At 35.7% G+C, this 26592-nt stretch carries 23 protein-coding genes; 14 read left to right on the forward strand and 9 right to left on the reverse strand.

The features are described from left to right. Window positions 1-66: 66 nt before the first annotated feature. The 7 genes from X926_RS03440 to X926_RS03470 form a co-directional block, all read right to left on the reverse strand. Entirely contained in the window at window positions 67-1776 is a 1710-nt protein-coding gene (locus X926_RS03440) for an NADH-dependent [FeFe] hydrogenase, group A6 (protein WP_012208968.1), read from the reverse strand. Next, window positions 1773-2987 (reverse strand): NADH-quinone oxidoreductase subunit F, encoded by a 1215-nt coding sequence (locus X926_RS03445; protein ID WP_103065020.1) that lies wholly within the window; start codon window positions 2985-2987, stop codon window positions 1773-1775. The genes X926_RS03440 and X926_RS03445 overlap by 4 nt, the downstream gene beginning before the upstream one ends. Window positions 2988-2998: 11 nt before the next feature. Next, window positions 2999-3418, reverse strand: a complete 420-nt coding sequence (locus tag X926_RS03450; protein ID WP_041534079.1) for an NAD(P)H-dependent oxidoreductase subunit E — start codon at window positions 3416-3418, stop codon at window positions 2999-3001. Between the two features lie 565 nt (window positions 3419-3983). Beyond that, window positions 3984-5048: a threonine synthase gene (thrC, locus tag X926_RS03455; RefSeq protein ID WP_012208971.1), complete on the reverse strand. Its 1065-nt coding sequence runs from the start codon at window positions 5046-5048 to the stop codon at window positions 3984-3986. After that, window positions 5035-6330 (reverse strand): homoserine dehydrogenase, encoded by a 1296-nt coding sequence (locus tag X926_RS03460; protein WP_103065021.1) that lies wholly within the window; start codon window positions 6328-6330, stop codon window positions 5035-5037. The genes thrC and X926_RS03460 overlap by 14 nt, the downstream gene beginning before the upstream one ends. A gap of 427 nt (window positions 6331-6757) precedes the next feature. Further along, window positions 6758-7717 (reverse strand): carbohydrate kinase, encoded by a 960-nt coding sequence (locus X926_RS03465; protein ID WP_012208973.1) that lies wholly within the window; start codon window positions 7715-7717, stop codon window positions 6758-6760. Window positions 7718-7727: 10 nt separating this feature from the next. Further along, entirely contained in the window at window positions 7728-8663 is a 936-nt protein-coding gene (locus tag X926_RS03470; RefSeq protein ID WP_012208974.1) for an aldo/keto reductase, read from the reverse strand. A 161-nt stretch (window positions 8664-8824) separates the two neighbouring features. Between X926_RS03470 and X926_RS03475 the strand changes: the two genes are divergently transcribed. The 6 genes from X926_RS03475 to X926_RS03500 all read left to right on the forward strand — a co-directional run bounded on the left by X926_RS03475 (window position 8825) and on the right by X926_RS03500 (window position 14820). Further along, entirely contained in the window at window positions 8825-9022 is a 198-nt protein-coding gene (locus X926_RS03475; RefSeq protein ID WP_103065022.1) for a hypothetical protein, read from the forward strand. Between the two features lie 255 nt (window positions 9023-9277). After that, a complete protein-coding gene (gene iscB, locus X926_RS03480) occupies window positions 9278-10546 on the forward strand; it encodes an RNA-guided endonuclease IscB (RefSeq protein ID WP_103065023.1) in 1269 nt (422 codons plus the stop codon). Window positions 10547-10968: 422 nt separating this feature from the next. Beyond that, a complete protein-coding gene (gene groES, locus X926_RS03485) occupies window positions 10969-11238 on the forward strand; it encodes a co-chaperone GroES (RefSeq protein WP_012208976.1) in 270 nt (89 codons plus the stop codon). Window positions 11239-11261: 23 nt separating this feature from the next. Next, window positions 11262-12884 carry a chaperonin GroEL gene (gene groL / locus X926_RS03490; protein ID WP_012208977.1) on the forward strand — a complete coding sequence of 541 codons (1623 nt, stop codon included), beginning with the start codon at window positions 11262-11264 and terminating at the stop codon, window positions 12882-12884. A gap of 118 nt (window positions 12885-13002) precedes the next feature. Further along, a complete protein-coding gene (locus X926_RS03495) occupies window positions 13003-14181 on the forward strand; it encodes a DUF401 family protein (RefSeq protein ID WP_369973672.1) in 1179 nt (392 codons plus the stop codon). Between the two features lie 21 nt (window positions 14182-14202). Beyond that, window positions 14203-14820, forward strand: coding sequence for a phosphatase PAP2 family protein (locus X926_RS03500; RefSeq protein WP_012208979.1), 618 nt, complete (start codon window positions 14203-14205; stop codon window positions 14818-14820). A gap of 1 nt (window position 14821) precedes the next feature. On the opposite strand, the gene fsa is transcribed toward X926_RS03500, so the two are convergent. Next, window positions 14822-15487 carry a fructose-6-phosphate aldolase gene (fsa, locus tag X926_RS03505; RefSeq protein ID WP_012208980.1) on the reverse strand — a complete coding sequence of 222 codons (666 nt, stop codon included), beginning with the start codon at window positions 15485-15487 and terminating at the stop codon, window positions 14822-14824. A 50-nt stretch (window positions 15488-15537) separates the two neighbouring features. Next, window positions 15538-16200: a Crp/Fnr family transcriptional regulator gene (locus X926_RS03510; protein WP_103065024.1), complete on the reverse strand. Its 663-nt coding sequence runs from the start codon at window positions 16198-16200 to the stop codon at window positions 15538-15540. A 164-nt stretch (window positions 16201-16364) separates the two neighbouring features. Between X926_RS03510 and hcp the strand changes: the two genes are divergently transcribed. From hcp to oraE, 8 genes are all read left to right on the forward strand, one after another. Then, window positions 16365-17996, forward strand: a complete 1632-nt coding sequence (gene hcp / locus X926_RS03515) for a hydroxylamine reductase (RefSeq protein WP_199171169.1) — start codon at window positions 16365-16367, stop codon at window positions 17994-17996. Window positions 17997-18155: 159 nt separating this feature from the next. Continuing rightward, the gene (locus tag X926_RS03520; RefSeq protein WP_158245187.1) at window positions 18156-19568 is read left to right on the forward strand and encodes a TldD/PmbA family protein; all 1413 of its coding nucleotides are present in this window, start codon (window positions 18156-18158) and stop codon (window positions 19566-19568) included. After that, a complete protein-coding gene (locus X926_RS03525; RefSeq protein ID WP_103065026.1) occupies window positions 19568-20902 on the forward strand; it encodes a TldD/PmbA family protein in 1335 nt (444 codons plus the stop codon). Before X926_RS03520 ends, X926_RS03525 begins: the two co-directional genes overlap by 1 nt. A 183-nt stretch (window positions 20903-21085) precedes the next feature. Next, complete coding sequence (gene ord / locus X926_RS03530) at window positions 21086-22102, forward strand: 2,4-diaminopentanoate dehydrogenase (RefSeq protein WP_103065027.1); 1017 nt, start codon at window positions 21086-21088, stop codon at window positions 22100-22102. Window positions 22103-22116: 14 nt separating this feature from the next. Next, the gene (ortA, locus tag X926_RS03535; RefSeq protein WP_103065028.1) at window positions 22117-22434 is read left to right on the forward strand and encodes a 2-amino-4-oxopentanoate thiolase subunit OrtA; all 318 of its coding nucleotides are present in this window, start codon (window positions 22117-22119) and stop codon (window positions 22432-22434) included. Window positions 22435-22586: 152 nt separating this feature from the next. Beyond that, window positions 22587-24005, forward strand: a complete 1419-nt coding sequence (ortB, locus tag X926_RS03540) for a 2-amino-4-oxopentanoate thiolase subunit OrtB (RefSeq protein ID WP_012208987.1) — start codon at window positions 22587-22589, stop codon at window positions 24003-24005. After that, entirely contained in the window at window positions 24002-24388 is a 387-nt protein-coding gene (locus X926_RS03545; RefSeq protein WP_103065029.1) for an ornithine aminomutase subunit alpha, read from the forward strand. The genes ortB and X926_RS03545 overlap by 4 nt, the downstream gene beginning before the upstream one ends. Continuing rightward, window positions 24369-26567: a D-ornithine 4,5-aminomutase subunit OraE gene (gene oraE, locus X926_RS03550; RefSeq protein ID WP_103065030.1), complete on the forward strand. Its 2199-nt coding sequence runs from the start codon at window positions 24369-24371 to the stop codon at window positions 26565-26567. Before X926_RS03545 ends, oraE begins: the two co-directional genes overlap by 20 nt. The last annotated feature ends 25 nt before the right edge of the window (window positions 26568-26592 follow it).

The following is a 26592-nucleotide window of genomic DNA, read 5'->3' on the forward strand; positions in this document are numbered from 1 at the left end:
CGGAAAAGGGATTCTGTTTTCTTTATTTTTGCCCATTGATAAATAATTAAGGGACAAAGGTCCGTATTAACTCCTTGCAAGATAAGTTGTGTGCAACAATTCATGAGATTTCTCGCTTAATGGTTCTCCTAAAAATTCTTCGTATAAAATTTTGATAGCAGGGTTTTCATGAGATTTTCTTATTGGCAGGGATCTGTCTACTTCGTATATCGCTTGCATCCTTTTTAGAAGTATTTCGCTGTTTGTTGGGATAGGTTGACCACCGCCACCAATACATCCACCTGGACATGCCATGAATTCCACAAAGTGATACTCTTTTTCACCACTTTTGATCATTTCTAAAACCTTTCGGGCGTTCCCTAAACCATTCACGACAGCAACTTTTAAATTTATTCCATCAATTTCTACCGTTGCTTCTTTTATTCCTTCAATGCCTCTAACAGCTTCAAAGTCCAATTTTTCTAATTCCTTACCGGTTATTACTTCGTATGCAGTTCTCAAAGCGGCTTCCATAACACCACCCGTTGCCCCAAAAATTGCGCCGGCACCAGAAGAGATACCTAAGGGTTCATCGTACTCCTCCGGTGGAACGTTCAGCAAATCTATACCAGCAAGTTTAAACATTTTTGCCAGTTCACGGGTAGTTAATACGTAATCGACATCGCCCTTAATTTCTGGTCTAACCCGTTCAAATTTCTTGGCGGTACATGGCATGACAGAAACGACAACCATATCTTCTTTTGAAATTCCTAATTTGTTTGCATAATATGTCTTGGCAATAGCTCCAAACATCTGTTGAGGTGATTTACATGATGAGAGGTTATCAATAAATTCGGGATAATTATGTTCTAAGAATTTAACCCATCCTGGGCTACAAGACGTGAATAAAGGAAGCTTCCCATTATTTTTGAATCTTTCAATGAATTCATTCGCTTCTTCCATTATTGTTAAGTCAGCAGCAAAGTTAGTATCGAAGACTTTATCAAATCCTAACAATCTTAATCCTGCCACCATTTGTTTTGTGGCAATTTTCCCTGGTTCTGCATCGAATTCTTCGGCTATTGCAACTCTAACGGCAGGAGCTGTTTGCACGATTACATATTTACTTTCGTCAGAGAGAGCAGTCCAAACTTGGTCCATTTGATAAACTTCATGTAAGGCTCCTGTGGGGCATTCTAAGATACATTGTCCACAATTTGTACAATCTACGTTCCCCATACCTTTGTCCATGAAAGTTGTAACGTATGTATCTGGCCCTCTGTTTGCAATCGTTAATATGTTAACCGACTGGACCTCTGAGCATTTTCTGACGCAACGGTTACAAACGATACATTTTTGAGGTTCTCTCACAACTGAATAACTGCTTCTATCTTCCGGTAAACCATTAGATATTGGAGGGACCCTTATTTCAGTTACACCTATTTCTTCAGCAACCTCTTTTATCTCACAGCTGCCGGATTTTGAACAAGTAAGGCAATTTAAGTTGCAGTTTATCCCATGAGAAGCTATTATCAATTCAATGATAGTTTTTCTTGTTTTTCTTACTCTTTGAGAATGAGTAAAGATTTCCATACCATCGGTAATTTTTGTTACACAAGCTGGTTTCAAGGTTCTTTCACCTTTTATTTCAACTGAGCAAAGTCTGCAACTTCCAAAAGGTTCAAGTTTTTCAGAATAACAAAGTGTAGGTATTTTTATGTGAGCTTTCTTTGTGGCATCTAAAATACTAATTTCATGATCAAATTCATATTCTCTGTTATTTATCTTTACTTTCATATTTCCACCTTCTTTGTGTAAAATTTCTCAAATATGGAAAGAATAAGGTTTAAAGAAGACTCTCCAAATCCACAACGTGCTGCAGAGCTTACGGCGTACTGTATATCAGAGATTATTTCTATTTCCCTTGAAGTTGGATATCCTCTTTTATATATATCCGATACGATTTTGTTTATATTCTTGTTTCCTTCTCTACATGGGAAACACGTTCCACATGTTTCGTCTCGGAAAAAGTCAGAGACATTTTTCACGATTTCCAAATAATTTCTTTGTGAAGAAACTACGATCATTCCACCAGATCCGATGTTACTCCCCATTTTTTGAAGATTTTCATAGGTGTAAGGTACATCTAATTCCTCTTCAGTTAATGCTTCAGTGGAAATTCCTCCTGGGATAACAAAACCAATTTTTTCTCCTTTAACTCCTCCTGCCAATTCTTGTACGATATCTTTAACTGTTAATTTTCCAAATTCTACTTCGTAAACGCCCGGTTTGTTGACGTCACCACTGATAGAGACTAATTTTGTGCCTCTACTTTTTTCTGTTCCCATTTCTGAATAAGGGTTGTTATCGTAACTCATTATTTCTGCTGCCGCGGCCAATGTTTCAACGTTATTGACAACGGTCGGTTTACCATACAATCCCTCAAAAACTGGTAAGGGAGGTTTTATACGAGATTTTCCTCTGTCTCCTTCAATGGAATTGATTAAAGATGTTTCGTCCCCACATACGTAGGCGCCTGCACCTCTCACCAACTTCAAATCAAACGAGAAATCTGAGTTTAGAATATTTTCTCCCAATATATTTTTTTCATAAAGTTTTTCGATCGCTTTCTTAATGATTTTTATTGCCTCTACATATTCACCTCTAATGTAAATATAACCATATTTTGATCCAGTGGCATAACCACTGATTATTATACCTTCCAAAACTTTAAAGGGAAGATTTTCCATCAAAAATCTATCTTTGAAAGTTCCAGGTTCTCCTTCGTCTGCATTACATATAATAAATTTGGTGTCATTTTTAATTGAAAACACTGTTTCCCATTTTATACCTGTAGGAAAACCGGCTCCGCCTCTTCCTCTTAAACCACTTTCTTTTATTTTATTGATAACTTGTTGGGGTTCCAACTTCAAAGCATTCTTCAAGCCTGGAAAGTCGTATTCTTTCAAACTTTTGCCCAAGTCTTTTTTTAGAAAGATTCTTTCCATTTATTTCCCTCCTATTCCAGTGAATCGAGTATTTGAATTGCTTTGGTAACGGTTAGATGAGTGTAATACGTATCGTTAACCATCATAACAGGTCCTTCATCGCAATGTCCTAAACATTCAGCTACTTCTAAGGTGAATTTTTTGTCTTTTGTGGTTTCATTCTCTTCCACTTTGAGATAATCTTTCAAGGCTCTAACTAAGTCTGCGGACTCGTTTAATCTACATGAGACACTGTCACAGACACGTACGATGTATTTTCCCGTTGGTTCAAGATGAAACATAGAATAAAAACTGATCACTCCGTACAAACGAGCTTTAGGGATGTCTCTTTTTTGCGCGATTCTCAAGATATCCTCTTCAGAGATGAATCCATACGTTTCTTGAATATCATGGAGTTCTTCCAAGAGTTCTTTTTCATAATACTTTTCCATTCCATCTCCTCCTTCTAGTTTTGAAATACAAAAACTTTGAGGCATTTATTAACAGAATCTGGATTGTTAATATTTTCACTAAATTGATCCATTTTTAACATATTTATATGAAAAAAACGCTAAAATAATATCAATATTATATACGCTGTTAAAAAAAGAATATGAGAAACCTAAGTCTCCATACCAATAGTTGCTTGAAAGCAATATTGTTAACGAAAAAACTAAATCTCAACCAAAGGAAACATATGAAAGTTTAAACATGGTAAAATTGAGAGAAGAAACACCCCAGAGGGGTTCAAGGAAATAAACATCCTTAAGAGGAGGAAGCCTGTCCTCGTGGATAAATTATACAACATTCAACTAACAAAAAGCAAATCAATTTCTAAGACATAAATACTATCTAACCATTACACTATTTCAAAGACAATTAATTATGATCTAACACGACTTTACCTATGAACTTAGTACCGGTCCTGTGGAAACAATGAAGATTGAATGTTTGTATATGGGAATAAATATCACCTCCAAAACTCTTAGTACTATTTAAACCATTACCTCTTGAAAATTACAGCCCTATCAATTTCAATATAGTTTCCATTTCTGGTTCTACTGGATTGACCTTTGGTATCACACTTATCGCGGTATCGGGATCCTTTAATCCATGTCCCGTGAGTACCGCAACAATTTTACTTCCTTTTTTTATCTTATCCAATTTGATCATTTTTTTAACGCCCGCTACCGAAGCTGCAGAAGCAGGTTCTGCAAACACACCTTCGAGGGATGCCAATTCTTTATACGTGTCCAAGATTTCCTCGTCGGTAACAAAATTTATAAATCCTCCAGATTCTTTTGCAGCTTCTACGGCCTTTTCCCAATTGACCGGATTACCTATTCTTATAGCTGTTGCTACGGTTTCTGGGTTTTTTATAACCTGATTTTTTACGATAGCAGCTGATCCTTCCGCTTCAAAACCAATCATCTTAGGTAACTTATCCGTTTTGTGATCTTTGAAGTATTCTTTGAACCCTTTCCAGTAAGCTGTGATGTTTCCCGCATTCCCCACTGGAATTGCCAATATGTCAGGAGATTTACCACCTAATTGATCACATACCTCAAAAGCAGCACTTTTTTGACCTTCTATCCTGTATGGATTAAGTGAGTTAACCAGAGTTATAGGATAGTTGTCAGCGATCTTTCTTGTAATCTCTAAGGCAACGTCAAAATTACCTTTTATCGGTATAACTATAGCCCCATGCATTAAGGCCTGAGATAATTTCCCCAAGGCGATCTTCCCTTCAGGGATTATGACCGCTGTTTTCAATCCTGCTCTACTTCCATAAGCCGCAGCAGAGGCAGAAGTGTTACCGGTAGAAGCACAGATTATTGCTTTATCACCGTTCTGCAGGGCTTTGGTTACGGCTAAACACATTCCCCTGTCTTTAAAAGATCCCGTGGGATTAGCACCATCATATTTCAGATAAAGCTCAATATCCCACATATTACTCATTTTTTCTGCGAATATCAAAGGAGTGTTCCCTTCTTGCAACGTAATTATCTCTGTTTTCTCATCGACGGGCATGTATTCTTTATAAGCATTTATTATACCCGGCCAAAAACTAAAATTTCTCACCAAAATCCTCCACCCTTATTATATTTTTTATTTCTATCACATCCTCTAATTCGTTCAACGAATCAATTGCTTTTTTCAGTTTTCTCTCTTTGATTAGATGCGTCTGTAAAAATATTGGCACAACAGGATTAAGTCTGTGCTTTTGAATTACAGAAGCGATGCTAACTTCGTTATCTCCAAAAACCTTTGCTATTTTCGCAAAAACACCGGGTTTGTCATTCACTCTCAATCTTATATAGAAAGAGTTTTCAATCTCATCTGTTTCAATTAACTTCAAACCGTTTAACCTTCCGGTACTATATTCGTTTTCAATATGGTATTTAATACTCTTGGCAGCTTCCATAATATCTGCAACAACCGCACTCGCAGTTGGCATTTCTCCGGCACCTTGTCCGTAAATCATTATATCTCCAACGGCGTCTCCGTGAATCTGTACGACGTTGTATACACCGTTGATTTTTGAAAGAGGGCTATTTTTAGAAATAAAAGTCGGATGGACCCTTATATCCAATATCTTGTCTTCGTACCTTTTCCCAATAGCCAACAATTTGATAGTATATCCTAATTCTTCAGCTATTTCTATGTCTTCCCTTTCTATCCTATCAATCCCCTCTACATAGATTGAATCAACATTTATAAAACTCCCAAAGGCTAGTGAAGATAAAATACTTATTTTATATGTACTATCCAAACCACTTACATCAAAATATGGATCACTCTCCGCATAACCTAGACTTTGCGCTTCTTTTAAAGCCTCTTCAAAATTAATAGATTTTTCTGTCATTTGAGTCAAAATGTAATTTGTGGTCCCGTTTAGAATTCCATAAATTCTTTCAATTTTATTTGCAATCATGGACTCTTTCAGAGTTTTAATTATAGGGATTCCTCCACCTACGCTTCCTTCATAATACACTTTGACATTATTGTTCTTTGCTAGTTGAAATATCTCTCTACCATACTTGGCTAATATTAACTTATTGGCTGTTACAACATTTTTATTTCGGTTGATAGCTTCTTTAATGTAATCTAATGTCGGTGTTTCTCCACCAATTAACTCCACCACGATCTGAATTTCAGGATCTTCTACGATCTCTTTATAATCTACAGTAAGCAATGAAGCATCCACACCGTACTTTCTCATTTTGTCCTTTTCTTTCACCAAGATCTTTTTGATCTGAATTTCCTCACCTAGTTTTCTTTCTATATCTTCTTTCTTGGTTGTGAGAATATTGTACACCCCTCCTCCAACCGTACCGTACCCAAGAAGTCCGACTTTAATCATTGTAACTCCCTCCCTTTTCACTCATAATACCTAACCCCGGATGTTGATAGTTGAAAAAGTTATAAACTATTTTCTTGAGTTATAAAAGTGACTGTTTAAAACGTTTTTAATGGAATGAATTCAATAATAATTTGGTTTTTCAACAATTTTATCGACATACTTTTCAACTTTCAATGTTCAAAAGTTTTTTTCCACTAAGTTTGTCGATATCTTAGTCGAAAACAGAGTTGACAATCAAAGTTATCAACATAAAATTCGATAAAATACTTTAAAATTTTTTTTGAACATTTAAGTTGATAACGAGGTTCAAAATTTTTGGCACTTTTGAACTTAAATAAAATCTCATTAACAAAGAAAAACAGAACTTTTGAACTATCAACATTACACTATCTTCACTACTATCACATAATTAAATATAAAAACAACTTTATAAAAATTCAAACTGACTAACTTCAGATAAAGTTGGCATAGCACTCGCAGCCCCTTGTCTTGTAGCAACAATACCAGCACATTTATTGGCAAAATCTGCATATTCAACAAGTTTTTCTAAAGAAATACTTTGAAGATCATCTTTAGAAAAATCTTTTAACTTATACAGAATACCTGCCATAAAAGAATCTCCACAACCTACCGTTTCAACAACTTTTACTTTATAACCTGGAACTTTTCTACTCACACCATCTTTATAAACCAAGGAACCCTCACTTCCTAAAGTTACAAACAAAATAGAACCTTCTTTGATAGAAAGTGTGCTAATAGCTTCTTCAACATCTTTTTTTTCAGTTATATAAAACAAATCATCATCGCTCATCTTCAATATATCAACCTTTTTAATTATACTCTTCACAAGATTGTCGTAACTTTCCCTATTTTTCAACAAAGACTTTCTAACGTTAGGATCAAAAGAGGTCAATAAACCTCGAGAGATAAAATTGTCAAACAATCTAATCAAAGTACTCGATGTAGGTTCATCTATAAGGGCTATAGAACCAAAGTGAAAGATATTAAATTTTTCATAATCCAAATTCTCTACATCTTTTAATTTTAACTGTGTATCCGCTGCATTATCTCGATAAAACTCATACTCAGCCTTTCCTTGGGCATCAACCGCTGCAAAAGCCAAACAAGTTTTCAACCCCTCAGCCGTAAAAGAATAGTCAGTATTCACTCCATTTTCTTTCAAGTATTCAAAAAGAAATTTACCAAATTGATCCTGGGCTATCTTCGTAAAAAAAGAAACATCTGCACCCAATTTTGCAAGTCCTACAGCTACATTAAAAGGAGATCCTCCTGGTCGTTTTTCAAAAAGCTCACTTTCTCCAAGACCTTTGTTTGGAGATTTCGATATAAAATCAAAGAGAATTTCACCAGCACAGAGAATAGCCATATATTGCCTCCTATTCACCAACTATTTTTTCGATCTTTAGATAAATATCTTCGCTAAGCTCCCAACTTCCCGCTTCAATATTTTCCAAAACATGTTTTTCATCTTTTGAACCAGCGATAACTGTCGATACTTGTTTGTGATGTGATAACCAATTTATTGCCATTTGAGACAAGGACCTTCCAATTTTATTGGCTAAAATCTTTAATTCCTCAACTTTTTCTACACTTTTGACAAAAAGCTCCCTATTTTTAAATATTTCATCCATAGCTCTAGGATCCTTCTTCGGTGGTTCATAATCCTTGGAAATCTTTCCTGTCAGCAACCCTTTGGCAAGAGGGCTGTAGGGAATCACCGTTAAATCATACTTATCAACGACTGGAAACAGCTCCTTTTCAACGTCTCTAACCAATAAGTTGTAATAATTTTGTGTGGAAACAATATCCACATACTTTATCAACGTTTCTATTTGTTGCGCACTAAAGTTAGACACACCGATGTATCTAGCTTTTTTGCTATCTAAAATCTGTTGTATCGCCTCTGCAGTTTCTTCTAATGGAGTGTTGGGATCGGGCCAATGAATTTGATATAGATCAACATAATCACATTTTAGTCTTTTCAGTGAATCATCTATTTCTTTCAATACTCTTTCTTTTTTTAAATTATTTCTAATTCTTCCCTTTTGGTCCCATTCTAATCCGCATTTAGTAGCGATGTAAAGATCTTCTCTCTTTTTTCCTTTCAAAAATTCACCAACTATTTCTTCCGATTGACCTCGACCATATGCAGGTGCAGTATCAAAAAAGTTAACTCCATTGTCGTAAGCTAAGTTCAATATCTTAACACCGTTTTCCTTTTCAATAGGTCCCCAATTTCCGCCTAATTCCCAGGCTCCGTATCCTACAACAGATACGCTCATATCTGTCTTTCCAAACTTTTTGAACCTCACGAAAACCACTCCTTTTCTAATTTGATTTTTAAATCAAAAAAATTCCAGATATTCCTTGTTATTATTATAACATATAGAAAAATTTGTTAGTTTGATAATTAGTTTCACAGATATGGTAAAATTGATTATAAAATAAAAAAATCAAAGGGAGTTCATATAATTTGAAATCCAAAAAGATTATAGTTACTTTAATTTTTATGAGCGCATCTATTTTTGCTTTTTCAGAAAAACTTAATATCATTTTAGGCGAATATTACCCAGATTCATACGATGCACTCAGAAGTGAAAGACCATATAAAAAATCTTTTTCTCACGAAGAAAGCGTCAACTACCCACCGTCTAAAGACGGGGGCTTGTGATGAATAAGCCTTAGTTAACTACCCTCAGCCGAATAAAGAAACAGGCTCACGCCCTTAGAGGAAACGGGCTTCCGCCTCTTAAGGAAGATCATCGAGCTACGTTATATAGGTCATAACACCTTCGGATGTCTCTCCTAGTCCGTCGCTCTGTTGTTTAGCTTTAAACAATCCTGAGGGGTAGGGATAGTGAGCTAAACGTAAAAAGCCTATATAACATTGGGGAAGGAGAATAACTCCGTTAAGGAGGCACACTTTATGTTAGTGTACGTTTTAAACAAACATGGGAAACCTCTTATGCCTTGTAAACCTTCAAAGGCAAGAAAGCTACTTAAAGAGGGAAAAGCCAAGGTTGTTAGAAAAGAACCTTTTACCATTCAACTGCTCTATGGTAGTAGCGGTTATAAACAACCTATTACTTTGGGAGTAGATGCAGGAAGTAAAACTGTAGGATTGTCTGCTACTACTGAAAATAAGGAACTTTTTGCAGCAGAAGTTGAAATAAGGGACGATATACCTAAACTTATATCTCAAAAACGACAGTATCGTAAAGGTAGACGTTTCAGAAAAACAAGATATAGAAAACCACGTTTTTTAAATCGTGTTCACAGTAAGAACAAAGGATGGCTTGCACCATCGGTAGAACATAAAATAAAATCGCACATTAAATTGATTGATCTAGTTCATAGCATACTTCCTATTACAAAAATTGTAGTAGAAGTTGCAAATTTCGATATACAAAAGATTAAGAATCCTTATATTGAAGGCAAACAATACCAACAAGGTGAACAATTAGATTTTTGGAATGTAAGGGAATATGTTCTACGGAGAGATAACTATACATGTCAACACTGCAAAGGCAAAACCAAAGATAAAAGACTCAATGTTCACCACATCGAAAGTAGACAAATAGGTGGAAATGCACCCAATAATTTAATTACATTGTGCGAAACATGCCATAAGGATTACCACGATGGAAAGATTAAATTGAATTTTAAAAGAGGACAAAAGTTTAAAGATGCTACATTTATGGGTATTATGAGATGGACTTTATACAATAGATTAAAAACACTATACCCTAACATTCATCTAACTTATGGATATATCACTAAAAATACAAGAATACAAAATGGTTTACCTAAAACACATAGAATAGACGCTTTATGTATTAGTGGTCATCCTCAAGCAAAACAATTAGAGCATTATTATCACATTAAAGAAGTTAGACGACACAATAGACAAATACACAAAGCTAAAATTCTAAAGGGAGGAATAAGAAAACTTAACCAAGCACCTTATCTAGTACATGGTTTTAGATTGTTTGATAAAATAAGATACAACGGTATCGAATGTTTCATATTTGGAAGACGTTCAACTGGATATTTTGATATAAGAAAAGTTGATGGCACAGTAATTCATAGAAGTGCAAAAAGCAAAGATTTAATCCTGGTAAATAAAGCTAAAACTTTACTATGGGAAAGGAGAGAAAACTCTGCATTCCTCTCACCGCTTCCTTATCTGCCGTAAGGCTGTGTGGCGGAAGCCCGTTTTCTGGTGAGTCTCCTGCAAATATTTTTCATGAAAATATTATTAGAAGGAGACAACCGAACTTCTCCAGAGCAATTCGACCCTGAAGTATTAAAAGTGTTTGTCAAGATCGCAGAAAAGTTTAAAAATATGTATTAAAATAATTACACAAACGTTAAAGAAGCAGCAAAAACGAGCATTTTGGAGAAAAAACGAGAAAAAACGAGATTTAGCCTTCTAATCGAAAATAATCTCCGATAATCGTCTTTAATCACCCATAATCGTCTTTTTTGACTCTTGATACTTTTACCAATATGTGTTATGATACATATGAAAATTAGCACTCTTAATATTTGATTGCTAAAAAACAAAAATAAAAAATTGAAATAAAATAATTAAAATAAAAAAGGGGGTATCATCACATGACAGTGAAACCATTAGGAAACAGGCTACTCATTAAACCCATTACTGAAGAAAGAAAAACTGAAGGTGGTATAGTACTACCAGATTCAGCAAAAGAAAAACCTCAAAAGGCAGAAGTTAAAGAAGTTGGGAAACTAGATGAAGATTATGATTTAAAAGTGGGAGACAAGGTAATCTTTTCTAAATATGCAGGAACTGAAATCAAGATAGATGATGAGGATTATATCATCATTGATGTGGAAGACGTACTAGCAAAAGTAGAAGACTAAAAAACAGGAGGTGTTGAGATAAGATGGCAAAAATGTTGAAATTTAATGAAGATGCAAGAAGAGCTTTAGAAAGAGGCGTTAATACAGTTGCAGATGCTGTTAAAATAACTTTGGGACCTAAAGGAAGAAACGTAGTTTTAGAAAAGAGTTGGGGATCTCCAACTATCACAAATGATGGTGTTTCCATTGCTAAAGAAATTGAATTGAAAGATAAATTTGAAGCACTTGGAGCAGAGTTAGTTAAAGAAGTAGCTTCCAAAACAAATGACGTTGCGGGAGATGGAACAACTACCGCTACAGTTTTAGCCCAAGCTATGATTCAAGAGGGATTGAAAAATGTTGCAGCCGGTGCTAATCCAATATTGATGAGAAACGGTATCGCTAAGGCTACAGACAAAGCTGTAGAACAGATAAGGAATGCCAGCAGAAAGTTATCGAGCAAAGAAGACATAGCCCACGTTGCTTCTATATCTGCTAATAACGAAGAAATTGGAAATATTATTGCAGAAGCTATGGACAAAGTCGGAGAGGATGGAGTTATAACCGTCGAAGACTCTAAAACTCTTGAAACTTATGTAGAATTCACAGAAGGAATGCAATTCGATAGAGGATACATCTCTCCATATTTTGTAACAAATACAGAAAAAATGGAAGCAGAAATGAAAGAACCTTATATATTAATTACAGATAGAAAGATTTCAGCTGTAAAATCAATAGTTCCAATTTTAGAAAAAGTTGCTCAAGCTGGGAAACCGTTGGTAATAATTGCTGAAGATGTGGAAGGGGAAGCCCTTTCTACCTTGGTTCTCAACAAGCTAAGAGGAACATTGGAATCAGTAGCTGTTAAAGCTCCTGGTTTTGGAGACAGAAGGAAAGAAATGCTAAGAGATATTGCAATTTTAACCGGTGGTACTGTAATATCCGAAGAAATTGGTCTCACCTTAGAAGATATTTCCATTAATGATCTTGGTCAAGCTGATTTGGTAAGAGTCGCAAAAGAAGATACTATCATTGTTGGAGGAAAAGGTGAACCTACAGCAATAAAAGAAAGAATAGCACAGATAAAAGCTCAAATTGAAAATACAAGTTCTGATTACGAGAAAGAGACATTACAAGAGAGATTAGCAAAATTATCTGGTGGAGTTGCAGTAATTAAAGCTGGAGCGGCTACAGAAACTGAGTTGAAGGAAAAGAAGCATAGAATAGAAGATGCTTTATCTGCAACAAGAGCAGCTGTAGAAGAAGGGATCGTTGCAGGTGGAGGAGTAACGTTACTCAGAGCAAAGAAAGCTGTTGAGGAATTCGCAAACACATTATCAGGAGATGAGAAAATAGGCGCACAATTAGTAGCAAAATCTTTAGACGCTCCTGTAAAACAGATAATCAGAAATGCCGGTTTAGAACCTGCTATAATTATTGAAAAAATAATTGAAAAAGATGATTCAAAATATGGATATGATGTTTTGAAAGAAAGATATGTAAATATGTTTGAATCTGGAATAATTGATCCAACTAAGGTTACAAGAAGTGCACTTCAAAATGCTGCATCGATTGCTTCCATGCTTCTAACAACGGAAGTTTTGGTAGCGGAAGAACCAAAAGAAGAAAAAGGTCCAGAAATGCCAGCAACACCAGATATGTACTAAATTTAGACAGTAGTAAAAAAACGCCCTGAAAGGGGTTCAAGGATATAGGCGTGCCATTGAATATGGCACGTTTTTTTATGGTATAATAAAATAGTAAGTTTCACTAACAAAAAACGAGGTGAAAAATTTGGCTGTAGTTTCCATATTATCAGGTTTGATTAGTATGGTGATATCTATAAAATTGATAAAAAAAGTCCATTGGGCTATTCTTGTTGCAACAATTGTAACTGCGCTAGTTTCTTTGAATTTGAATTATATTGGTAGTAGTTTCCTAGAAACTATTACACAAAGCGATTTTTACGAAGTGATAGTTGTTATCTTTGGAATATATCTACTATCAGATACTATGAAGGCAAGTGGAAACTCACAAAAATTCGCCAAAAACATAAGAACATTATTCAATTCAAGGCAGGCTGTCGGATTGATGCCTATGTTACTGGGGTTACTCCCCATGCCAGGAGGGGCAATGTTCACTGCACCAATGGTTAAAGATATAGCCGAAGAAAGCAATATTAATAGGGTCGAAGCTACGGCAATGAACTATTGGTTCAGGCATAGTATGGAGTTCTTTTGGATACTGTATCCTGCTTTAATTTTAGAAAGCGCTCTTACGGGGATAAGTTTAACAAAATTATTGTTAATACAACTTCCTATAGGATTATTTGCAATTATCGGAGGTTGGATATACTTCAAAAACGGTAAAATCAGTTTAAAAAAAGACAAAAAATTATGGAAAGAACTTTTTGAATCGATTCTTCCCATATTAATTATAATCATCGGGGTAATTGCTTCTTTACCTGGTTGGCTTGTTGTTTTAGCGGTATCTTTAATATATACCTTTTATCATAAAAACTACAAAGATCTTCTAAATATAAGATGGGAAACGGTGTTGTTGCTATTGTTCGTTTTTTGGTACAAAAATTTTGTAACTGTGTCAAATTTATCCAACGATTTTGTAGAAAATCTAACTACTTGGGGAGTAAGTCCATGGTGGATAATAATGATCTCTCCGATTATTATAGGATTGATAACTGGAATAACTCAAGCAGGTTTTGCGGTTACAATGCCGATAGCTTTGTCGTTCGTTGAAGCGGGAGTTATTTCTTTGGTACCGGTTGCAATTACCACATATTTTTTCTCTGTATTGGGGGTTCTTCTATCACCTGTACATCTCTGTCTTTTACTTACATCAAAATATTTTGAAGTCGATATGTTTAGTGTTATAAAAAAAATAATAATTCCCATTTTTTGTGCTATAATGGGTTATATTGTAGTAATGCTATTTTTCATCTTCTAATCAAAGGGTGGAGGAATTCACATGAGAAAACGTTTTATACTTTTCTTAATAGTGATTCTTGTTTTTTCAAGCATAATTACCGCTGAAGATACTGTAACTAAACAGAGTACCCCCACGTCTAAGTTCACTCTCAATTTAGATGATTTAAGCAGAAACCTAGTTCAGCATAATACTAATTCTTATTTAGATATAATTTCCAATTTTTTAACTACATATGATTATTACTTTCTTGTTGCAACACCAGTGGTGGGATACACAGTTGGTTATCTTACAAACGATTACAGGCTAAAAAAAGTATCTGAAGATGCTATTATATCTTCCGTTATTAGTGGAGGAATAACCTTGCTAACAAAAATTGTCGTTGGTAGAGAAAGGCCATATGCTGAAGATGGTTCATTTTCATTTAAGCCATTCGCTCCCCTCACTCAAGGGGCGACTTATACTTCTTTTCCTTCAGGACATTCCGCCATTGCCTGGTCTGTATACACCCCATATGCGAAAGAGTACACTTGGTGGATTTATATTATACCAACAAGTATATCGCTTTCTCGCATCTATGAAGATGTGCATTGGCTCTCAGACGTAGTAGCTGGTTCTTTCCTGGGGTATTATACGGCATCTTACGTCTATTATTTTTAAATTAATTATTTTTGCTTTTTAGATAATCCTGATACTTCTTCCAATCATTCAAAAATCTTTCAAGACCTATATCCGTCATGGGATGTTTGAACATTTTCTCAAGCACTTCAAAGGGCATAGTAACAACATCTGCTCCAATCAAACCTGCTTCTAAAACATGCTGAGGATGTCTAACACTAGCCACGATAATTTTAGTTTCATATCCGTAATTGCTGAAGATAACTTCAATTTCTTCTACTATATCCATTCCAGTGTTTCCTATGTCATCCATTCTACCGATGAAAGGACTCACGTATGTAGCTCCTGCCTTGGCTGCAAGAAGAGCTTGTAAAGGGCTAAAAACTAAAGTCGCGTTGGTCTTTATACCTTCTTTGGATAAAGTTTTTATCGCTTTTATTCCATCGGGAATCAAAGGTATTTTAACAACCACAAATTCACTTAAATTTGCTATTTCTCTGGCTTCTTTTACCATTCCTTCGTAATCTGTGGATACCACTTCGGCACTTACTGGCCCTTCTACAGTTTCACAAATTTCCTTGATTCTTTCTTCAAATACTGCATTCTCTTTTGAAACCAACGTTGGATTCGTTGTCACACCGTCAACTATTCCCCAAGCTACACCTTTTCTAATTTCCTCTATATTTGCGGTGTCTAAAAAGATCTCCATTTCTAAATTCCCTCCCTACTATGATTTTTGTCATAACAATTATAGCATAATCAAGTCTTCAATTTCCTTAAGATTATTTTGTCCCCATTTTTAACGAATAAACCTTCTTTTTGCATCTGCGAAAATGCCCTCGATAAAGAAGGCCTTGTTACACCGAATAAGTTGGCTAACTCTTCTAAAGTTAGAGGTATAGTTAACTCGTTGGATTTATTTTGCTGATTGTAAAGGTTTAAAAGATACATTGTGATTTTTTCTCTTATTGTATGAAAAGAGTTTACCCGTAATTTTGCAGTTACGAACTGAAACTTTTCGCCTATATCTTCAAGAAATGAAAGTAAAAGAACATTGTTACTTTGAAATAATCTTATTAAATCTTCTTTTTCAATATAAAGTATAGCAACATCTTTAACCGCTAAAACATCGACAGGTAGGAAATTATCTTTTGAAAATAACAAGGCAGAAGCTAAAATATCCGGAGATTTCATCCTTTCTACTTCTAAAATTTTCCCATTAAAATCAACCATTTCTTTGATAACTTCTCCTTCGATTAAGATCATTAATTTTTCAACTTTTTCCCCAGAAGTATAGATAAGGGAACCTTTTGAAAATTTTTTAATTGAATATCGAACATTACCAAAAATTTTCATCAATTCAGCTTTTGAAAAATTTTTAAATATCTTTAATTTACCTATCTTATCAATGTAGCTATCCATGATTCAATCACCTCAAAATTTAAAAAACAAAGTGCGTAACATTTGTTACTGACAAAATTACTCCGATTTAATTATACTTAAAATGAAAGGAAATTCAAAGTTTCTTCAATAAAGAAAGGTTTCAGTGGTAAAAAAATAAAATTTCAGATAGGAGGAAAGAAAAGATGGAGATGTTTTGTTATCAATGTCAGGAAACCTTAAGAAATGAGGCTTGTGTTGCTCAAGGTGTATGTGGAAAAAGTCCGGAAACTGCAAACTTGCAGGATCTATTGATTTACGTACTAAAAGGGATTTCCTATTGGGCTAATAAAGCAAGGGAATTGAACGTAGAAGATGAAAGTGTTGACCTTTTTGTTGCAGAAGGCTTGTTTGTAACAATAACGAATGTTAACTTTGATGAAGGAAGAATAGTTGAATACATTGATGAAGCAGTAGATAAAAGAAGAATCATAGAAAATAAATTCAAAGAAGTTTATGAAAAAAAATACAACGAAAAATTTCAGGAAAAAGTACCTGATGCCGCAGTATGGAATCCGAAAGATAACAATGAAGACGAATACTTAAATAAAGCCGTTGAAGTAGGTGTTTTATCGGAATCAGACGAAGATATAAGATCGCTTAAGAATTTTCTTGTAATTGGTTTAAAGGGAGTAGCTGCCTACACCGATCATGCCTATATCTTAAAACACTCCAACGACGATATACTTGCATTCATAGAAAAGGCTTTGGCAGAAACCTTACGTGAAGATATCACCGTTGATGAATTAATGAATTTAGTGCTGAAAATAGGCGAATATGGGGTAAACGCCATGGCTTTACTAGATGAGGCGAATACTTCTACCTTTGGAAATCCTGAAATAACCCAAGTTTACACAGGAACATACGAAACACCCGCTATTCTTGTCAGTGGCCATGATCTTTTAGATCTGTATGAAATTTTAGAACAAACTAAAGGTAAAGGAATCAAAGTATATACGCATGGAGAAATGCTACCAGCAAACGCCTATCCAGGATTAAAAAAGTACGAACATTTAGCAGGAAATTTTGGAGGTTCTTGGTGGAAACAACAACAAGAGTTTGAAGATTTTGGTGGAGCTGTAGTAATGACAACGAATTGTATTCAAAAGCCAAGAAATTCCTACAAAGACAGAATTTTCACAACCGGACTTGTGGGATGGCCAGATGTTCAACATATACCAAATAGAAAAAAGGACGGTCAAAAGGATTTTACTCCTGTAATACAAAAAGCACTCGAAATTGGCCCCATCAAAAAAAGAGATGGAAAAGCTATAACTATTGGATTTGCTCATGAACAGACAGCTCAAGTTGCTGATAAAATTGTCGAGGCAGTAAAATCTGGTAAAATAACCAAATTTTACGTCATGGGTGGTTGTGATGGAAGAAACAAAGATCGTGAATATTACACTAATTTTGCCAAAGATCTCCCAAAAAGTGCCGTTATTTTAACCGCAGGTTGTGCCAAGTACAGGTACAATATGCTAGATTTGGGGGATATTGATGGAATACCAAGGGTTATAGATGCAGGGCAATGTAATGATTCTTATTCTTTAGTTTTAACGGCCTTAAAATTGAAAGAAGCATTTGATTTAAAGGACATAAACGAACTACCCATTGAATACAACATAGCTTGGTACGAACAGAAAGCTGTAACTGTTTTATTATCATTGTTGTATATGGGAGTAAAGGGAATAAGATTAGGTCCAACACTGCCTGCCTTTCTATCACCAAACGTTTTGGAGACGGTCGCAAAAACTTTTGATATAAAAACTATATAAATAATTTTATACGTATAAAAGGCGTCCAATCTTTGGCGCCTTTCTTTTTTTTTTTAGTGGTTACAATTATAATTACTGATACAAATACAAGTTCCAAGAGGAATAAATATGATATAATATGAAAGGAAGGATTGCTAACTTTTTATAGGAGGGATAGAAGTGAATTTAAGTAATGCTCAATACTTAGAGATTTTAAACCATTCTCTTTCATCGGGGGGAGAGTATTCAGAAATCTTCTATGAAGATTTTTATGGTACCTCGATTGTTTACGATAACGGTAAAATTGAAAAAATAAATTTTTCAAGTACAAAAGGTGCAAGTATAAGGGTTGTATCAGCTGAAGAAACGATTTTTGCTCATACTAACGATCCCACATACGAGAATCTTATGAGTCTTGCTGAGACTTTGAGAAAGAACGCAAGCGAAAGATTTGGCTCTAATGATATCGTAAAGGTTGAAGAATTGAAAGAGGCAGAAAAGAGGGATTTTGCCCCCTTTGAAATACCTTTTGACAATGTATCTGTAGAACAAAAAGTAGAAAAGGTTCTTAAAGGTGTAGAATTACTTAAGAATGCCGATAAACGCATCAAACAGATCACCGTTTCCTATGCGGATAGTAGTAGAAAGGTAAAAATAGTGAATTCAGAAGGGAAAATAGTTGAGGATATTAGAAATTATCCACGTTATGCTGCTATAATATTTGCACAGGACGAAGAAGGGAATTTGTTTAGAGGTTATTCCTCCGATGGAGCAAACATGGGATTTGAATTTTTTACAGATGAGATGATAGAAAAAGTAGCAAAAGACGCCGTCAGACAAGTAGTTTCACAAATAGAAGGAGTGGATGCTCCTGCAGGCGAATTCACGGTTGTTTTGTCTTCTGAAGCTGGAGGAACCATGATACATGAAGCATGTGGGCACGGTATGGAAGCAGACTTGGTACTTTCCGGTTCTGTGTACAGAGAAAAAGTTGGAAAGAAAATCGCTTCGGAAAAAATTACCGTTGTAGACGACGGAACAGATAAAAACAAAAGAGGGACCCTTAATTATGATGACGAGGGAACTCCTACCCAGAGGACCGTTTTAATTGAAAACGGTGTGTTAAAAGGATACATGCACTCGAAAATTACTGCCAAAAAATTCGGTGTTGAACCCACAGGTAACGGTAGAAGGGAATCTTATATGGTGTTACCCATCGTTAGGATGAGAAACACGATGATCTTACCAGGAGAAGATGATCCACAAGATATAATTAAATCTGTAAAATACGGTATATTTGTTAGAAAGATGGGTGGGGGACAAGTTGATGTAATAAGTGGTGATTTTCAGTTTGGAGTTGATGAAGGTTATATTATAGAAAATGGTGAAATAAAGCAATCGATCCGTGGAGCGAGCTTAGTTGGCAACGGATTAAAAGTCTTAGAAAGCATAGATATGGTTGGTAATGATTTGGGATATGGTGTTGGAACCTGTGGTAAAGACGGTCAAGGGGCTCCAGTTTCCGATGCCCAGCCTACCATAAGAATACCGAAGTTAATTGTTGGTGGAATAGTAAAAGGGGGTAACAATTAATGACTAATATAAAATCAATTATAGAAAAATCCATGAAAGAGATAAAAAGTAAAGGGCTTAAAGGACAGATAAATGTGATTTCCACTGAAAGTAAGAATGCCTCTTTCAGTAATGGAAAGTTAGAACAGTTAACCGAAGGAGAAAAGGGAGCAGCAGGTATCAAAGTTATTTCTCCCGATGGAAGAACAGCCACATCGTCATCTAATATTTTAACAGAAGAAGGAATAATGCAAGCTGTTGAAAAAGCAATTGAAATGACTAAATATACAGAAAAAGACGAAGCAAACGACATATCAAATGACGAACAGTTTACATACATAGATTGGGCTTTCGATGCAGACACAAAGGATATGAATTTAGACGAGGTTATGAAATTAGCTCAAGAACTAGAAAAAAAGGCTAAGAGTGAAGATGAAAGGATAAAATTTGTTCGTGGTGCTGAGTATGAAGTTGCATTAACCAGGATTCATTTTGGCAATACGAATGGTCTTTACAAAAACGCTTTGTTTACAAACGCTGCCAGTTCGATTAGTTTAGCAGCAATTGAAGGAGAAGATTCCTCATTTGGTTTTGATTATCAATTATCTCAAAGCTACAGGCTTATAGACATAGATCGTATTGTAAAAAATTCTGTAGAAATGGCGGTGTCAGGTTTAAAATCAGAGGTTTTAAGTTCTGGTAGATATGATATTGTCATGAGTCCTTTCGCTTCTAGTATGTTCTTAGGGACATTGATAACTCCTTTATCGGGAGAAAATGTATACAAAGGTAAATCTTTTTTGAAAGATGAATTAGGTGAGAAAGTAGCCAATTCATCGGTTACCCTCATACATGATCCTATGAATGGTTCTGCACCAATCATAGCCTCCTTTGACAATGAAGGAACCAATACCTCAAGATTCAACGTTATAGAAAATGGTGTCCTAAAAGGATTCTTACATAACATATATTCTGCAAAAAAATTGGGTGCAAGACCAACCGGCAACAGTTTTGCATCGGTGGAATCTCCAAATCCTTCCATTGGAACGATAAACCTTCATTTTATCGCTAACAAGACGAGAAAAGATATTTTGAATGTTCCAAAAGCTCTTTATGTCACCAACATAATGGGTATGCATACCGCCGATCCGGTTTCTGGAAGATTCTCTGTGCAAATAAGTGGAAGATTAATTGAAAACGGAGAGTTTGTAAGAAGTTTTAGAGGGATGACCTTAGCTGGAACGCTGGAAGAGTTGTTGAATAATTTAGAATATATAGGTTCTGATTTCAAGTATTTAGGTCCAGTAGCCGGTTCTACTATGTTGATAAGGGATTTAAGCGTGGGCGGTAAATAGAAGAAGAAGTCTAAAAAAGGAGTATAAGGCGTTTAATCGCTTTTAAAAGCGTTTAAACGCCTTTTTTTCGTCTTAATTGGGAATTATCTAGTTTGAGAAAGAAGGTATAATGTTGTAAGATATAATTGATAATGAAAAAAATTTCACACATTGTAGCAAATACACTGCAAGGAGGTTTTTAAATTGTATAAAGTAAGTGTTTGGGGTTTTGGAGCAATGGGGAGTGGTATAGCAAAAAATATATTAAGTAAGAAAAATCTAAAATTAGTTGGTGTTCACGATTTCAGGGAAGAATATATCGAAAAAGATGTTGGAGAGTTGTTGGGTTTAGGAAAAATTGGAATAAAAGTTTACCCTGATCCTATAACAATGGTTAAACAAACAGATCCAGATCTTGTTGTAATCGCTACTAACTCTTTTATCTCAGTGGTGAAGGATCAGATTATTTCTATATTAAAAGAAAACAAAAACGTAATTACCATTGCTGAAGAAATGGCTTTTCCTTTTTCAAAAGATCCAAAAGCTGCAAATGAAATTGACACCGTTGCGAAGGAACATAATGTATCGGTTTTAGGGACTGGTGTAAATCCAGGGTTTGTCCTTGATACACTAATTATAACATTGACAGGAGTATGTTTGAATGTTCAGAGGATTAAAGCAGCCAGAATTAATGATCTTTCACCTTTTGGACCAACGGTTATGGAAACACAAGGTGTGGGAACAACACCAGAAGAATTTGAACAAGGAATAAAAAACGGAAAGATAGTAGGTCATATAGGGTTTGAACAGTCAATACATATGATAGCCAAGGCTTTAGGATGGGAAATTGATCGCATCGAACAAAAAAGAGAACCTATTATTTCTAATGTCGTGAGGGAAACAAAGTATGTTAAGGTTCAACCAGGGATGGTAGCAGGGTGTAATCATACCGCAAAGGCATTTTACAAAAATGAACTGTTGATAGAACTTGAGCATCCTCAGCAAGTACTTCCCCATTTAGAAAACGTTCAAACAGGAGATTATATAACAATTCAGGGGGATCCTGATATTTCAATGGGTATAAATCCTGAAATACCAGGTGGCAAAGGCACAATTGCCATAGCCACCAATATGATTCCCTCTGTAGTTGAAGCTCGGCCTGGTCTGTTAACCATGGTGGATTTGCCAATACCAAGAGCTTTACTTGCAGAGGTTCACTGAAGGAGGTTAGATTTATGGAGATAAAAAAGGGTGCATGGGTTCAAATTCTTTACATTGTTTTAAATCCTGAAGAAAGGGCTTCACATTTGCCGGAAGACACCAAAAAAGTACCTTTTGAAGTTAGAATAAAAGGTTTTTTGGAAGATGAAGAGGCTGAAATAGGCGATATCGTCACCATTAAAACACCTATTGGGAGATTAGTTAAAGGAAAATTGGAAAAAGTTAATCCTAAATACGAGCATAACTTTGGGGAACCTATTCCCGAATTGTTAAAAGTTAACAAGGATAAACTGCCTCTGTCTGAAGACAGAGGCGAAAAGCCACCAGCCTAAATTCGAAATTTTGGAATGCTGGAGCCAGTTCCTTGACTCCGATGGGTGAGTATTGAATATCTTGATCAAATATCTTGAAAGGAGGAAGAAAAATTACTGCATTTCTTTTCCTACTAGGGTAATAAGCCTACTGCAGTAATTTTTTGAAAGAAATGGATAAATCTTACAAAGCGGTGATGGAAAGACAGGTAGAGATCATCAAAAAATCTGTAGGACTTGATTACAATAAATATGAAATAGAAGGAATCGCCTTTGATTATGAAAAGATGATGAATGAGTCGGGTTTTTCAATTGAAGAAGTTGTAAGAATCCAAAAAGAAACAGGTGTTGGAAACACTCCCCTTGTTGAACTAAAAAACATAAACAAATTGATTAAAAAATTGTCTGATAAAGGGAAAGGAGCTAGGATCTTTGTTAAGGATGAACAGACTAACCCATCAGGTTCTTTCAAAGATAGAAGGGCTTCTATAAGTGTATATATGGCAAAAAAATTAGGGTATGAAGGCGTTATAGCAGCAACAAGTGGTAATTATGGCGCTGCTGTAGCTTCTCAAGCAGCTAAAAGAGGTTTAAAATCTATTATAATTCAAGAATGTTTCGATTCTCGAGGCGTTGGTCAACCTGAGATCTTAGAAAAAGAAAGGTCGTGTGCAGCTTATGGAAGTGAAGTTGTTCAAGTAAGTGTAGGACCGGAATTGTTTTATTATACCCTTCTTCTTCTTGAAGAAACAGGATTTTTTAATGCATCGCTTTACTCACCTTACGGCATTACCGGAATAGAAACGTTGGGTGTGGAGATAGCTAATCAAACCAAAGAATTGACAGGGAAATTCCCAGATCTTGTTGTAAGTACCCATGCAGGAGGAGGTTTGACCACTGGAACTGCAAGAGGATTAAAAAAAGCTGGGGCAGATTCAACCAAGATTGTTGGGGCAAGCGTTGATTTAAGAGGCTTGCATATGGCTTCTGATAAAGATTTCAATAGAAAATCTTTCACTACAGGACACACTGGATTCGGGATCCCGTTTGCGGTCTTTCCTGACAGATCCGATGTTCCAAGGAATGCGGCAAGGGTGTTGAGGTATATGGACAGATATGTTCTTGTAACTCAAGGAGAAGTATTCTATATGACTGAATTACTCGCAAAACTCGAAGGGCTACAAAGAGGACCTGCTGGTAATACCTCGCTGGTGGCAGCTTTTGCTTTGGCAAGGGAAATGAATGAGGATGAAATAATAGTTGTAAACGAAACAGAATACACAGGAGCAGGGAAGTTACCAAGTGCCCAACTCACTTTTGCCAAAGAAAATGGGATTCAAGTAATATCAGGCGATCCAATTAAAGATGATAAACCAGGGGAAAGAATCGTGATACCTGAAGATCCTTCACAAATAGGCTACATCGAAATTCCAATGTCTCAATTGAAAGAATCGTATGTAAACCAGCTTATAAAAAGACTTGGAAAAACTGATTTCACTCAAAAAGAAATTCAATTCATATCAGAGGAAATAAGGGAAGATGAAGATTCGGTAATAAACTTGATTAAAAAGGCAAAGGAGGAGTCTTTGTGAAAGAAAGAGCCGATGACTTTCAGGAAAGGTCAAAGAAACTTCAAAGTATGACTGATGAGGAATTAGACAATTATTTTTGGAATTTAGTTGGAAAGGTAGTAGATCCCTTAGTAAATTTGGCAGAAACACATACCTCTCCTTCTATAGAAAGATCTGTCTTGCTGAGAATGGGGTTTAATTCCCTTCAGGCAAAGGCGTTGGTTGATAAGATTGTACAAGAAAATTTATTATCAAAAGGAGCAGGGAATGTGGTCTACAAAATCGCAAAACAAAAAAATATAGGAATAATGGAAGCGGGAGAGGCACTATTAAACGGTCGTTTTTGGGATGATGTTGAGAATATCTTTAGAGGTGGTGATACAAATGAAACTTCAACCAAATGAAAAGATCAACATAGAAGAGATTTTAAACGATTTGGAACATTACACACCAAGAAGAAAGGGATGGACTTGGAGGAAAAAATTACCTGAAGGAACCAAAAAAAGCGATTTTAATTACTATGAGATAAGTGAGGATTTGAAAAACTCGATTCCTCTTCCTGCGGCCCATTACTTTGATAACCTAGACCCACAACCAGACACGGTGATAACATCGGAAATTGCTTCAGGAAGATTTGAGGAAGATGTTAGAAGAATGCGCATGGCTGCCTGGCACGGAGCAGATCATATTATGGTCATAAGAACACTTGGGCAAAGCCATATAGACGGTCTTATGGAAGGGACCCCTGAAGGTATTGGTGGGATACCGATAACGAGAAAACAGTTGAGGGCAACTAGAAAAGCGCTTGATCTAATTGAAGACGAAGTAGGTAGACCCATAAACTTTCACAGTTATGTTTCAGGTGTAGCAGGCCCTGAAATAGCTGTAATGTTTGCCGAAGAGGGGGTTAATGGAGCTCACCAAGATCCACAGTACAATATTTTGTACAGAGGTATCAATCCTATAAGATCTTTTGTGGATGCCGCTGTTGCAAAAAAAGTGATGGCTTGGGCGAATATACTCCAAATAGATGGTGCCCATAACGCGAACGCATCTGCTAAAAAAGCTAGAAACGTGATGCCGGAGCTTTTGGTCCAACATGCTATAAACTCGCTATTTTCATTAAAAGTAGGCATGAAAAAAGAAAATATCGCTTTATCAACCGTTCCCCCTGTAGTTTCCCCTTCTCCTGAGTTCAGAATCAACTTGGTCTATGCCGTTACATTGAGAGAACTGTTTAAAGGCTACAAGTTCAGAGCTCAAATGAACACAAGGTACATCGAATCTGATTTATTCGATGCCACAAGGATTCACGTTTTAAATACCCTCATTTCTCGGTTAACCTCTGCAGACATTCAATCAACTATTACTCCCGACGAAGGTAGAAATGTTCCATGGCACGTTAATTCTATTAGAGGTGTCGAAACGGCTAAACATACATTGATATCAGCGGATAATATTAAACAATACCTCAAAATCGATGAAGAACAAGTTAGAAAAGAAGTAAGAGAATTGAAGATGAGAGCTATATTGATGCTCGAAGAAATAATAGAAATGGGTGGATATTTTGAAGCCTTAGAAAATGGCATGTTTGTAGATAACGGGTACTATCCTGAAAGAGCAGGAGACGGAATAGCCCGAAAAAAGAACGGAGAAATTGCGGCAGGCTCTGTTGTACCAAGGGATAAAGATTATATGGCACCCGTTTGTGAACATTTTGGGTACAACGCCTTACCTGAAGGATTAGATAAACCTTGTGATTTAATCGGTGGTTGTACCTTACATAATAGAGAAAAGATTCAATTTATTGACGAGTTAGATGAGAGTGATAATGTCGAAAAAAGATTGCAAGAAATAAAAGAATACAAAGAAAATAATCTTATAAAACCAGAAGTTGAATGGAGTTATGATGGTTGGATACAATTGGACATGACCATCCCTGAATCTGAAGAATACGCCAAAGCAGCGGCGGTCGAAATATGCAAAAAAATGGGACTCGAAGATATTCATGTTATTCATTCTGCCGTTTTACATCCATCGGAAGGAACGTATCTTGAATTGAAGGCAAAGGTACCTTTTTTTGTTAAAAAGGATGAGTTAGAGCTTCCCCAAAAGAACGAAGTGATGAGTGATGACAAGCTTTTTGAATTTTTTGGTAAACACAAGGTAAAAGTAGTAGCTGGAACGATAGGCAATGATGAGCACAACATAGGTATCAGAGAAATATTAGATATAAAACATGGAGGCATAGAAAAATATGGAATAAATTACGTTTACCTTGGTACTTCTGTGCCCCCAGAAAAAATCATAGATAGTGCGATAGAAGTTGGAGCCCAGGCGGTTTTAGCTTCTATGATTATTACTCATAACGAAGTTCATGTGGAAAATATGAAAAAATTACATGAAATTGCTGTAGAAAAAGGAGTTAGAGATAAATTATTACTTATCGTTGGAGGAACTCAGATAACCAATGATTTAGCGATCAATAATTACATGGACGCTGGCTTTGGAAGAGGTACCAAAGGGAATCACGTTGCCACATTTTTGGCTAAGAAACTAAAAGAAAGAGAGCAAAACGAATAATTTTTAATTAATTTATTCTTGCTTT

It is taken from the genome of Petrotoga sp. HWHPT.55.6.3 (assembly GCF_002895495.1).
GTDB lineage: Bacteria > Thermotogota > Thermotogae > Petrotogales > Petrotogaceae > Petrotoga > Petrotoga mobilis.